This is a genomic window from Saliniramus sp., from assembly GCF_035311605.1.
GTDB lineage: Bacteria > Pseudomonadota > Alphaproteobacteria > Rhizobiales > Beijerinckiaceae > Saliniramus.
In genome coordinates, this window is sequence record NZ_DATGCW010000062.1 from 1 (window position 1) to 12,024 (window position 12,024).

At 65.0% G+C, this 12,024-nt stretch carries 9 protein-coding genes and 1 pseudogene; 6 read left to right on the top strand and 4 right to left on the bottom strand.

Annotated features, from left to right (window positions below):
- The 3 genes from VKP01_RS03080 to serA form a co-directional block, all read left to right on the top strand.
- Positions 1-237 (top strand): outer membrane beta-barrel protein (locus tag VKP01_RS03080; protein ID WP_324410168.1); only part of this gene is annotated, 237 nt, incomplete at its 5' end.
- A gap of 188 nt (positions 238-425) precedes the next feature.
- Positions 426-1,604 (top strand): phosphoserine transaminase, encoded by a 1,179-nt coding sequence (locus tag VKP01_RS03085; RefSeq protein ID WP_324410170.1) that lies wholly within the window; start codon positions 426-428, stop codon positions 1,602-1,604.
- A gap of 198 nt (positions 1,605-1,802) precedes the next feature.
- Positions 1,803-3,395, top strand: a complete 1,593-nt coding sequence (gene serA, locus VKP01_RS03090) for a phosphoglycerate dehydrogenase (protein ID WP_324410172.1) — start codon at positions 1,803-1,805, stop codon at positions 3,393-3,395.
- An 83-nt stretch (positions 3,396-3,478) separates the two neighbouring features.
- Here the strand turns inward: serA and argJ are convergent, their stop codons facing one another.
- Both argJ and VKP01_RS03100 read right to left on the bottom strand, forming a co-directional pair.
- Positions 3,479-4,720, bottom strand: coding sequence for a bifunctional glutamate N-acetyltransferase/amino-acid acetyltransferase ArgJ (argJ, locus tag VKP01_RS03095; RefSeq protein WP_324410174.1), 1,242 nt, complete (start codon positions 4,718-4,720; stop codon positions 3,479-3,481).
- A 300-nt stretch (positions 4,721-5,020) separates the two neighbouring features.
- Positions 5,021-5,932: a peptidylprolyl isomerase gene (locus VKP01_RS03100; protein WP_324410176.1), complete on the bottom strand. Its 912-nt coding sequence runs from the start codon at positions 5,930-5,932 to the stop codon at positions 5,021-5,023.
- Positions 5,933-6,337: 405 nt separating this feature from the next.
- Between VKP01_RS03100 and secA the strand changes: the two genes are divergently transcribed.
- The gene (gene secA / locus VKP01_RS03105; RefSeq protein ID WP_324410178.1) at positions 6,338-9,157 is read left to right on the top strand and encodes a preprotein translocase subunit SecA; all 2,820 of its coding nucleotides are present in this window, start codon (positions 6,338-6,340) and stop codon (positions 9,155-9,157) included.
- Positions 9,158-9,217: 60 nt separating this feature from the next.
- On the opposite strand, the gene VKP01_RS03110 is transcribed toward secA, so the two are convergent.
- A complete protein-coding gene (locus VKP01_RS03110; RefSeq protein ID WP_324410180.1) occupies positions 9,218-9,703 on the bottom strand; it encodes an MmcB family DNA repair protein in 486 nt (161 codons plus the stop codon).
- Positions 9,704-9,831: 128 nt separating this feature from the next.
- Between VKP01_RS03110 and VKP01_RS03115 the strand changes: the two genes are divergently transcribed.
- A complete protein-coding gene (locus VKP01_RS03115; RefSeq protein WP_324410181.1) occupies positions 9,832-10,314 on the top strand; it encodes a hypothetical protein in 483 nt (160 codons plus the stop codon).
- 8 nt (positions 10,315-10,322) lie between these two features.
- Here the strand turns inward: VKP01_RS03115 and VKP01_RS03120 are convergent, their stop codons facing one another.
- The gene (locus tag VKP01_RS03120; RefSeq protein WP_324410183.1) at positions 10,323-11,339 is read right to left on the bottom strand and encodes a KpsF/GutQ family sugar-phosphate isomerase; all 1,017 of its coding nucleotides are present in this window, start codon (positions 11,337-11,339) and stop codon (positions 10,323-10,325) included.
- Between the two features lie 244 nt (positions 11,340-11,583).
- On the opposite strand from VKP01_RS03120, the pseudogene VKP01_RS03125 reads away from it, so the two are divergent.
- Positions 11,584-12,024, top strand: a pseudogene (locus VKP01_RS03125) (hypothetical protein); the annotation flags it as partial.

A 12,024-nucleotide genomic window follows, 5' to 3' on the forward strand; every position in this document is an offset into this window, starting at 1 on the left:
GTCGACACGACAGAGACCGTTGTCGCAACGGGCGTCGTCATCGGCGATCTCGACGAAACCGAGACCCGTCGCAAACGTCGCATCGGCATCGGCCTTGCCGGCGGTGCCGGTGTCGACGTCTCCATTACGGAGAATCTGTTCATCCGTGGTGAATGGCAGTATCTGCATTTTCCCGATCTGAACGGTGCAAACGTCAACCTGCACAATTTCCGCGCCGGCGCCGCCGTGAAATTCTGAGAAATCCCGGCATCAGCGCAAATCCATCGTCAGAAAGTCCTTGCGGCGTGTCGGAACCCCGGCGCGCCGTATCGCTTGCCATCCTTCCCCAGCGCGAGGCTGTTGACGGGAACCGGCAACGCCGTCATACCCGTCGGCGGGACACCTCCCCCCAACGGGAGGCGCCCATCTGAGAGGATGGAGTCAAAATGACCAATCAGACCAAGCCGGCAGCGCCCGTGCGCGCGCCTTTCTTTTCGTCCGGTCCCTGCGCCAAGCGCCCCGGATGGAGCCCCGCAGCCCTTTCCGACGCCGCCCTCGGGCGCTCGCATCGCGCCAAGATCGGCAAGGCGAAGCTCGCCGCGGCGATCGCGCTGACCCGTGAAGTGCTTCAGGTTCCCGATGATTACCGCATCGGCATCGTCCCCGCTTCCGATACCGGCGCCGTCGAAATGGCCATGTGGACCATGCTCGGCGCACGCGGCGTCGATATGGTCGCCTGGGAGAGTTTCGGCGAAGGCTGGGTGACGGATGCGATCAAGCAACTCAAGCTGGATGACTCGCAGGTGATCAAGGCCGATTACGGCGACCTGCCGGATCTCGCGAAGCTCGACACGAAAAACCGGGACGTGGTCTTCACCTGGAACGGTACCACCTCGGGCGTGCGCGTCCCCAATGCCGACTGGATCGCTGCGGACCGCGACGCGATCACGATCTGTGACGCCACCTCGGCGGCGTTTGCGCAGAAGCTCGACTGGGAAAAGCTCGATGTCGTCACTTTCTCCTGGCAGAAGGTGCTCGGCGGCGAAGCCGCTCACGGCATGCTGATCCTGTCGCCGCGCGCCGTCGAACGGCTGGAAAGCTTCACCCCGGATCGCCCGCTGCCCAAGATCTTCCGCCTGACCAAGGGCGGCAAGCTCAATGAGGGCATCTTCAAGGGCGAGACCATCAACACGCCCTCCATGCTCGCCGTCGAGGATTATCTCGATGCGCTAAAGTGGGCGAAGGCTCTGGGCGGGCTCGACGCGCTCGTGGCGCGCGCCGATGCCAATGCCGGCGTGATCCACAACTGGGTGGGCAAGACCGCCTGGGTCGCCAATCTCGCCCGCGATCCGGCCACCGCCTCCAATACCAGCGTATGCCTGACCATCGCAGATCCGGATGTGCTCGCTGCCGGCGAGGAAGCCGTGACCAAGGTCGCCAAGGGCATCGTCTCGACGCTCGAAGCCGAGGGCATGGCCTTCGATATCGGAGCCTATCGCGACGCGCCGGCGGGCCTGCGCATCTGGTGCGGCGCGACCGTCGAGACGAGCGATCTCGAAGCGCTCACCCCCTGGCTCGACTGGGCCTTCGCGCTGGAAAAGGCGAAGCTCGCACAGGCTGCGTGAGTTTTCCAGCCGTATTGCGCTTCGCGCTGCACCCCACCCTTATTCCCTCCCCTCAGGGGAGGGAGACAGGGCGAGCCCTTCATGAAGGTTGTCCCTCCCCTTAGGAGAGGGGTCGGGGTGGGGTGACACGCGCGCAAACGCCCGACATTTCCGAATTCCCGCGCATCCCCGATGCGCCCCATCACAAGGACAACGCTCATGAGCAAGCCTCGCGTTCTCATTTCCGACGCACTCTCCCCCGCCGCCGTTGAGATCTTCAGGCAGCGCGGCATCGAGGTGGATTTCCAGCCCGATCTGGGCAAGGACAAGGACAAGCTCGCCGCGATCATCAGTGATTACGATGGCCTCGCCATTCGCTCCGCCACGAAAGTGACGCCGAAGATCCTCGAAAATGCCGAGCGGCTGAAGGTCGTCGGGCGCGCCGGGATCGGTGTCGACAATGTCGATCTGCCGGCAGCGACCGCGCGCGGCGTGATCGTGATGAACACGCCCTTCGGCAATTCCATCACCACCGCCGAGCACGCCATCGCCATGATGTTCGCGCTCGCCCGCCAGATCCCGCAGGCTGATGCCTCCACCCAGGCCGGCAAGTGGGAGAAGAACCGCTTCATGGGCACGGAGATCACCGCCAAGACGCTCGGCCTGATCGGCTGCGGCAATATCGGCGCGATCGTCGCGAACCGCGCCAACGGGCTGCACATGCATGTCGTGGCTTATGATCCGTTCCTCAGCGCGGACCGGGCGCGCGAGCTCAATGTCGAGAAGGTCGAGCTCGACGAATTGCTGAAGCGGGCCGATTTCATCACGCTGCACACGCCGCTCACGGACAAGACCCGCAACATCCTCTCCGGCGATGCGATCGCCAAGACAAAGCCGGGCGTGCGCATCATCAACTGCGCCCGTGGCGGCCTCGTCGACGAGGTGGCCCTGCGTGCGGCCCTCGATTCCGGCCATGTCGCCGGCGCGGCCTTCGATGTGTTCGTGGAGGAGCCGGCGAAGGAGAACCCGCTCTTCGGCCATCCCAACGTGGTCTGCACGCCGCATCTGGGTGCGGCGACGGCGGAAGCGCAGGAGAACGTCGCGCTGCAGGTGGCCGAGCAGATGTCGAATTATCTGATCTCCGGCGCGATCGAGAACGCCATCAACTTCCCCTCGATCACCGCCGACGAGGCCCCGCGCCTGCGCCCCTTCGTGGCACTCGCCGAGAAGCTCGGCTCCTTCCTTGGCCAGCTGACCGAAGACGAGATCAGGGGCATCCGGATCGAATACGAGGGCGATGTCGCCGCCATGAACACCAAGGCGCTCACCTCCGCCGCCGTGACCGGGGCGCTGCGCCCGTTCCTGCCCGAGATCAACATGGTCTCGGCGCCGCTGGTGGCGCGCGAGCGTGGCATCATGGTCGAGGAACTGAAGCGCGACAACGAGCAGAGCGACTACGACAGCTTCATCCGCATCACCATTGATGCCAAGGACATGCCCCGTCATGCCGGCGGCACGGTCTTCCATGACGGCAAGCCGCGTGTGGTCGAGATCCGGGGCATTGATGTCGATGCGGAATTTGCCCCGCATATGCTCTATGTGCGCAATGCCGACCAGCCGGGATTCATCGGCTCATTCGGCTCGCTGCTGGGTGATTCGGGTGTGAATATCGCCACTTTCAGCCTCGGTCGCGACGCGCCGGGAGGGGACGCGATCTGCTTCGTCGCCATCGACCAGCCGGCGGGCAAGGACGTGCTCGACAAGATCGAGGCCCTGCCGCAGGTCAAACGCGCCCGTGCAGTGAATTTCTGAGGCGCGGCAAGGCCTGCAAGCAAACGAAAGCCCGGTCACGAGACCGGGCTTTTTGCATTTCACGATCCTGTGCGGGCAGCGCCTCAGGAGCGGTAATCAGCATTGATGGCGATGTATTCCTTGGTCAAATCGCAGGTCCAGACCCGGGCGCGGCCCTCACCGAGGCCGATATCGACACGGATGCCGATATCCTGCTCGCGCATCACCGCCGCCACCTTTTCTTCGACATAGGCCGGGTCGCGCTCGCCATCAGTGGCGACGCGGATGTCGCCGAAGTGGATCGCCAGACGATCCCGGTCAGCCGGTTCGCCCGCCTTGCCGACTGCCATGACGATACGGCCCCAATTGGCGTCCTCACCCGCGATCGCTGTCTTGACCAGAGGCGAATTGGCGATCGCCATGGCGATCCTGCGGGCTGAATCCGCGCTGACGGCGCCTGCGACATCGATGGTGACGAATTTCGAGGCGCCCTCCCCGTCGCGCGTCACCCATTGCGCCAGCTCGACCAGAAGATCGTCCAGCGCCTGCCGGAAGGCCACGAGTTGCGGATCAGCTGCATCCGAGATCATCGGCGCGCCGCGCTTTGCCGCCTCGCCGGTGGCAAACAGCATCAGCGTGTCAGAGGTTGAGGTGTCGCCATCGACCGTGACGCAGTTGAAAGAGCGATCGGCTCCGTCTGACAGGAGCGCCTGGAGCGCTTCCTGCGCGATCGGCGCATCTGTGAAGACGAAGGACAGCATCGTCGCCATGTCGGGCGCGATCATGCCCGAGCCCTTGGCGATGCCGTTGATGACCACCTCGCAATCGCCGATCCGCACCTTGCGGGTGGCGTATTTCGGGAAGGTGTCGGTCGTCATGATGGCACGCGCCGCCGCATCCCAGGCATCGGGCACGGCGCGGGCGGCGCAATCCTGGAGCACACCCTCGAACTTCTCGGCTGCGAGCGGCTCGCCGATCACGCCGGTAGAAGCGATAAACACGTCATGCGGCTCGCAGCCTGCGGCGCGAGCGGCGATATCGGCAGTCTGCGCCACGGCGGCGGCCCCCTTGACACCGGTGAAGGCATTGGCATTGCCGGAATTCACCACGAGCGCCCGGGCCGCGCCGCGCCCGAGATTGGCACGGCACCATTCCACCGGTGCGGAGGGGCATTTCGAGCGCGTGAACACGCCCGCCGCCTGCGTACCTTCACACAAGCCGACAAAGAGCACATCCTTACGCCCGCGATACTTGATCCCCGCCTCAGCCGTCGCGAGAACGACACCGGGAACGCTCTCCATCTGAGGGTAGGATTGCGGTGCGAGGGGAGAAACCTTGTCGGACATGGCCTTGATCCGGATCTGTAAGCGGTTGTCATCGCGCGGACCGGACGGCCCGCATATGCGCCTCATCGCATGCACGACCCCACCTGCCTAGTGCGATTTCGTGAAATGCCACCAGGCAGGGGTTTCCTTCCCCTCAGGGGAGGGATCAAGGGGGGGTGACCCGCGTGCGAAATCCGCAACGCCGGTCACCTGTACACAGCGCCTCGACCTGCCCTCATTCCCTCCCCGCTTGGGAGGGAATGAGGCACGCGCTTCATAAAAGGCGAGATTCCTCCCTGCATTGAGGGCGGTGGGCCGACATCAGTCGTCGCCGGCTTGCGCCTCGTCCTCTCCGGTATCGAGACGTTCGATCTCGACTCCCTCGCGCAGGCCCAGAATGACGGCCTGCTGGGCCTGACGCGTGAGGAAATTGTCGATCTGCTCGCGCATCTCCTCGAATTCCGGCATCGGCGTTTCACGCCGTTCCTCGACCTTGATCACGTGCCAGCCGAACTGCGTCTCGACCGGTTCGGAAACCTCACCGGGCTCGAGGGCGAAAGCGGCTTCGGAGAACGGCGCAACCATGCGGCCCGCCGTGAAGAAGCCCAGATCGCCGCCATTGCGGGCCGAACCGGTATCCTGCGAGACCTCGCGGGCGATTTCGGCGAATTCCTCGCCGGCTTCGAGGCGCTCGCGTACGGCGATGGCCTGCGCCTCCTCCTCGACGAGGATATGGCGCGCACGCACCTCGTCCTCGGGCTCGACGCCCGCCGTCGTGGTCTCGAAGAGATCGCGCGCGGCCTCCTCGGTGACGGCATCATCGACTTCGCTCTGCATGTAGTCTTCCAGCAGCATCTTCTCGCGGAGATACGCCACCCGGCGGGCGAATTCCTCGTCATCGCCCATGCCGGCTTCCATCGCGGCCTGCGCGCCGAGCCGCAGATCCACCAGATAGGTGATCACGATCTCGAGGCGCTCGGCCGGATCGGCATCGCGCAGCTGCAGCGCCGGATCGGCCATGGCGATGGCGATATCAGCTGCCGTGATCTCGATGTCACCGGCGCGCGCGACGACGCGATCGGGATCATCCTGCGCTGCGACCGGCGGCGTCATGGCGAGACCGAGCGCGAGCGGCAGAGCCAGCGCGAGCGGCGCCACACGGCGACGGAGATGCCCGGCAACCCGCCGGATCGATGAGGGGGCAATCGGATTTTGCATGTTTTGCACGATCATCAGCTGTCCTTGAGCATTGCAGCGGGGGCTGCGGGGTCATCACGTTTCCGATTGGACCGATCGGGCCGGCCCGCTTTTTTTCGATTTTCACCATGCCTCGCAGCAGCAACACGCCATGCCAACCGTATCAACCGGTTGGAAATCGCGCGCACCTTCTGCTAAAGCAACGGCGCATGAGGGATTGGTGGCCCATCCGGGCGCGATGTGCAAGACCCTGCACGCGCACCAGATCGGGCATTCGCCTCTTCCGCCTCTTGATTGTCGCAGCCGTGGCCTTTCGGATGCGTGCGGCGATGATTAAGTGTATGACGCATGCGCGGGCCGCGCGCAGGCGGCCTCACGGCGCGCCGCGACGGTTTGCGGACGATATCGGTTCTCAGGAACGGCACTGGACGAAAAACATCCATGTTCGGCACTCTCGCGAAGAAAATCTTCGGCTCGGCGAATGATCGCCGCATCAAGGCCTACCGCCCGCGTGTGGAGGCGATCAATGCGCTCGAACCGGAACTGGAGGCCCTGTCGGATGACGATCTGCGTGCCCGCACCGCCATGTTCCGCGAACAGCTCGCCAACGGCGCGAAGCTCGACGACCTGCTCGTTCCCGCCTTCGCCACCGTGCGCGAAGGCGCGCGGCGCGTGCTCGGCCAGCGGCATTTCGATGTCCAGCTGATCGGCGGCATGGTGCTTCACGAAGGCGACATCGCCGAGATGAAGACCGGTGAGGGCAAGACGCTCGTCGCCACACTGCCCGTCTATCTCAACGCGCTGACCGGGCGCGGCGTGCATGTCGTCACCGTCAACGACTATCTCGCCCGCCGCGACAGCGAGTGGATGGGGCAGGTCTATCGGTTCCTCGGCATGTCCGTCGGCGTGATCGTGCACGGGCTGGATGATGTCCAGCGCAAGGACGCCTATGCCTGCGACATCACCTACGGCACCAACAACGAATACGGCTTCGATTATCTGCGCGACAACATGAAATACGATCTCGCGCAGATGACCCAGCGCGGGCACCATTTCGCCATCGTCGACGAGGTCGATTCGATCCTGGTCGACGAGGCGCGCACGCCGCTGATCATTTCCGGCCCGCTCGACGACCGCTCGGAACTCTACACCCAGATCGATGCGCTGGTCCCGCAGCTCACGCCCGAGCATTACGATCTCGACGAAAAGCAGCGCGCGGTTTCGCTCAATGATGACGGCAACGAGCGCATGGAAGAGCTCCTGCGCGAAGCCGGGCTGCTGAAGGATGGTGACCTCTACGATGCGGCCAATGCCACCATCGTGCATCATATCAATCAGGCCCTGCGCGCGCACGTGCTGTTCACGCGCGACAAGGACTATATCGTGCGCAACGACGAAGTCGTCATCATCGACGAGTTCACCGGGCGCATGATGCCGGGACGACGTTTTTCGGAAGGGTTGCACCAGGCGCTCGAAGCCAAGGAAAAGGTCAAGATCCAGCCCGAGAACCAGACCCTGGCCTCGATCACCTTCCAGAACTATTTCCGCCTCTACGAGAAGCTCGCCGGCATGACCGGCACGGCCTCGACCGAGGCCGAGGAATTCGCCGATATCTACAAGCTTGATGTCGCCGAAATCCCCACCAATCGCCCGATTGCGCGCCTCGACGAGAATGACGAGGTCTACCGCACGGTCGAGGAGAAATACGAGGCGATCATCCGGGAGATCGCCGAGGCTTCCGAGAAGGGCCAGCCGACGCTGGTCGGCACCACCTCGATCGAGAAATCCGAGATTCTGGCCGAGTTGCTCGTCAAGCGCGGCTTCAAGCTGATCGATTTCGAGAAGGCGACAGCGCTGGAGCCGCTCTACGAGGCGGCACGCGGCGGGCGCGCAGCGGGGACCTTCGCGGTGCTCAATGCCCGCTTCCACGAGCAGGAAGCCTTCATCGTCGCCCAGGCCGGTGTGCCCGGCGCCATCACCATCGCCACCAACATGGCCGGTCGCGGTACCGACATCCAGCTCGGCGGTAATGCCGAGATGCGGATCTCGCGCGAGCTCGATGGCGTCACCGACGAGGCCGAGCGCGCCCGGCGCGAGGAGGAGATCCGACGCGAGACGGAAGCTTTCAAGGAGCGTGCCAAGGAGGCGGGCGGCCTCTACGTGATGGGCACCGAACGCCATGAATCACGGCGCATCGACAACCAGCTGCGCGGGCGCTCCGGTCGTCAGGGCGATCCCGGGCGCTCCAAGTTCTATCTGTCGCTGCAGGACGATCTGATGCGGATCTTCGGCTCCGACCGGATGGAGAACATGCTGACCAAGCTCGGCCTCGAAGAGGGCGAGTCGATCACCCATCCCTGGATCAACAAGGCGATCGAGAAAGCGCAGTCGAAGGTCGAAATGCGCAATTTCGACATCCGCAAGAACATCCTCAAATACGACAACGTCATGAACGACCAGCGCAAGGTCGTGTTCGAGCAGCGCCGCGAATTCATGGCCGAGGAGAGCGTGCGCGAAACCATCGACGACATGCGCCAGAATCTCGTCGAGGATATCGTCACCCGTCACATTCCCGCCGATGCCTATCCCGAGCAATGGGATGTCGTGGGCCTCAAGGAGGATGTGCAGAAGCTGCTCAATCTCGATTCCCCGGTCGATGACTGGGCGCGCGAGGAGGGCATCGCCGATGAGGAGATGCGCGAGCGTCTGCGCGAGGCGGCGGATGCACATTATGCCGGGCGCGTCGAGAAGAACACGCCGCGCGTCATGACCTATGTCGAAAAGCAGGTCCTGCTGCAAAGCCTCGACCAGCTCTGGCGCGAGCATCTGGTCACGCTTGAGCATCTGCGCCAGGTCATCGGCTGGCGCGGCATGGCCCAGCGCGACCCGCTGAACGAGTACAAATCCGAAGCCTTCCAGCTCTTCGAGGGGCTGATCACGCGCCTGCGTGAGCAGGTCACCGCCCAGATGATGCGCGTCGAGGTGGTCTTCGAGAAGCCGCCGGAGCCCGAACTGCCGGAAATGCATGCCGAGCATCGCAATCCCAATACCGGCGAGAACGAGTTCGATGCCCCCTCGGGCCCGGCTTCGCGCCTCGGCGCGGCCGGTTCCGGTGGTGGCGCGGCAGGCGCCACGGGTTTTGTACCGTCGGAGAAGCGCGATCCGAATGATCCTGCCACCTGGGGCAAGGTCGGGCGCAACGAAGCCTGCCCCTGCGGCTCGGGCAAGAAGTTCAAGCATTGCCACGGCGTGCTGGCCTGATCGGGCTGATCGCGACGCATCAACACCTGACGCGCCCGGCTGCCCGCCCGACTGCGCCCGTCAGAACGCATCCGGCAGGCGCGCCGCCGGATCGCTGATGGCGAGCAGGGCGCCGGCCGCCGCATGGGCGAAACGCAGGGTCATCGCCTTGCGCCGCGCGCCGGCGAGCGGATGCGCGGGCGGCTCGCGCAGGATTGCCGCATCGAAACCATCGGCGAGAATCAGCCCGGCATCCTCGGGGATCAGCGCTGCGGGAAACGCTTCCGGCACGGCGAAATAGAAACGGTCACAATAGGCCCGGTAGCTCTGCCATTTCCGGTCTGCCCGGAAATCCGCGACGCTCGACTTGATCTCGATGATCGCGATCTCACCACCGCGCCCCAGCACCACGACATCGGCCCGGCGCCCGCTCGCGAGCACGAGTTCGGTGACGCTCGCAGCCTGCATGCGCGCGAAGAGCCGCCGCACGCCGCGTTGCACAGCCAGAGCCGCCGGCGATTGCCGTCCGTCATCGAGGAGGGTGTCCGGGGGGGCGGGCTGGAGCATGGGGCACCTCGGCACAATCGATACGAACAGCGTACAAAGCAGGATCGGAAACCGCAAGACCAGCGAAACGGGAATCTTCACGCTTGACAGAACGGGAACAGAGCCGGTAAACAGAACACACTATGAACATGCATGCGCCAGCCCTCTCCTTCATGCGCGATCCGCAACCGGCGACCTCAATCGTCGCGGCGGTGCGCGAGGAGGCTCTGCGGGCGCTGGCGGATCTGGGCGAAGCGCTGCCGCTCACCGCATGGCGCGGGCGCTCGGGGCGGCGTTACGTGTTCAGCATCTTCGATGCCGGTGACCCGCCACCACTTGATGGCGGCGGCGTGCTTCTCGCGGTCGGACGTAACGGCCATGACGGCGCTGTCCTGCTCGGCAGTATGGGCCTCGCCGCACAAATGTCCGGCGATGGCGGATGCCCGCTGCGATCCGCGCAAACGCGAGAAGGCATATCCGAGGCTCACCCCGCAGATGCGCGCGATATCTGGTGTGACGTCATGCGGGAGCGTGGCGCCTGCGAATGGCATCTGCATCTGCTGGCGCGCACGCCGTTGGCACAGGAGGCCATGCGCGCGGATCTCGCCTGCCTGCCGCGCACGACCGCCTGAGCACGCTTTCAGGCGATCCCGGCGCGCAGCAGGTCGAGCACATGCACGAGCCCGACGGGGCGGGCGTCCTCGGCCACGATCAGCGCCGATATCTTGCGGTTCTGCATGATCTCCAGCGCCTCGCCGAGCAGCATGCCCGGAGCGATCGTCATCGGATCGCGGGTCATCACCTGCGCAACGCGCCGTTCGAGAAGATCATTGGCCATGTGCCGGCGGATATCGCCATCGGTGACGATTCCGGTCAACAGCCCGTCTGCGTTCGTGACGACCACGCATCCAAGGCTCTTCTCGCTCTGGATGGCGAGGGCCTCGTCCATGGTCTCGTCCTCCGCGATCAGCGGCAGCCGCCCGCCGGCATGCATGATGTCGCGTGCGGTCTTGAGCATGGCACCGAGCTTGCCGCCGGGATGAAAGCTGCGGAAATCGCGGGCGGTGAAGCCCCGCCGCTCCAGCAACGCCACGGCGAGGGCGTCCCCGAGCGCAAGTTGCATCGTCGTCGAGGTCGTCGGCGCGAGGCCGTTCGGACAGGCTTCCGGCGCCCGCGGCAAGGCCAGCGCGATATCGGCCGCACGTCCGAGCGTCGAATCGGCGTGTGCACTGACCGCGATCAGGGTGACGCTGTGGCGTTTCGAATAGGCGATGAGATCGGACAATTCGCTGGTCTCGCCCGACCATGACAGGGCGATGATCACATCTTCGCTGCGAATCATGCCCAGATCACCGTGGCTCGCTTCGCCAGGATGCACGTAATAGGCCGCCGTACCGGTGGAGGCCAGCGTCGCGGCGAGCTTGCGTCCGACATGGCCGGATTTGCCCATTCCCGTGACGATCACCCGCCCGGTCATGGCGGCGATGGCATCAATGGCCGCTATGAACGGTGCGCCGAGACCGTTCTCCAAAGCTACGAGCATGGCGTCGAGCCCTTCCCTTTCCGCCAGCAGCGTGCGCCGTGCCGACGCGATCGCCGGCTTGTCCCCGGCCTTTTCCTCGCCCTTCGGATCCGCTGTGGAAGTTTGCGGCTGCATCGTCATCCTCTCGCATCACCGGCGCGTGCGCCCATGCGCCCCAGCCGGGCCGTTGCCCGCGCTTGTAGCAAGCGGCGACGCAAGAGGAAATCCCGGAATCACCTTTGCATCCAGCCACAACCCGCGATCGCGCCATTGCAGTGATTGACCAGCTGTTAACCCTTTTCGTTTACGTCTTGCCAACCATGAAGCGAACCGGCCCGCGCCGCCAGGCGCGACCGAAATCAGGGGATCGTGCCCGATCATGTCCGGTCACGCGTGCAGAGCGAAGACGGTGACGGCGATGCCGGGCGCATCGGCGCCGGGCCCTGTCACATCGCGCGCCCGAAGCCGAATCTGTGCCCTGCTCGCCGGCGCGGCGCTCATCGTCCTCGTGATCCCGACCGGTGCGACCACCCCGGCCTTCGCGCAGCAGGAAAGCGCCGCCCCCCCGGCGGCCGAACCCGCAGGGCTGCGGCTGCGCGGCGCGATCGCGGCGGAGGAGGAGGCCGAGCCTGCCACATCCTCCCCGACACGCGCACCCACGCAGGCATCGACCCGCGACGAAACCAATACGCGAACGCGCGCCCGTGTGCGCGAGCCCGTCTCGATCCTGCCCGATCTCCCGCCTGATCCCCCCGATACATCACCGCAGCCCCCGGCAGCGAATGCACCGGAGGGTGACCCCTTTGCGCCCCAGGGAATT

What these genes read in the sequence shown, in the direction of transcription:
- VKP01_RS03085 (WP_324410170.1), top strand. Translation starts at nt 426, where the DNA reads ATGACCAATCAGACCAAGCCGGCAGCGCCCGTGCGCGCGCCTTTCTTT.
- serA (WP_324410172.1), top strand. Translation starts at nt 1,803, where the DNA reads ATGAGCAAGCCTCGCGTTCTCATTTCCGACGCACTCTCCCCCGCCGCC.
- argJ (WP_324410174.1), bottom strand. Translation starts at nt 4,720, where the DNA reads ATGTCCGACAAGGTTTCTCCCCTCGCACCGCAATCCTACCCTCAGATG.
- VKP01_RS03100 (WP_324410176.1), bottom strand. Translation starts at nt 5,932, where the DNA reads ATGATCGTGCAAAACATGCAAAATCCGATTGCCCCCTCATCGATCCGG.
- secA (WP_324410178.1), top strand. Translation starts at nt 6,338, where the DNA reads ATGTTCGGCACTCTCGCGAAGAAAATCTTCGGCTCGGCGAATGATCGC.
- VKP01_RS03110 (WP_324410180.1), bottom strand. Translation starts at nt 9,703, where the DNA reads ATGCTCCAGCCCGCCCCCCCGGACACCCTCCTCGATGACGGACGGCAA.
- VKP01_RS03115 (WP_324410181.1), top strand. Translation starts at nt 9,832, where the DNA reads ATGCATGCGCCAGCCCTCTCCTTCATGCGCGATCCGCAACCGGCGACC.
- VKP01_RS03120 (WP_324410183.1), bottom strand. Translation starts at nt 11,339, where the DNA reads ATGCAGCCGCAAACTTCCACAGCGGATCCGAAGGGCGAGGAAAAGGCC.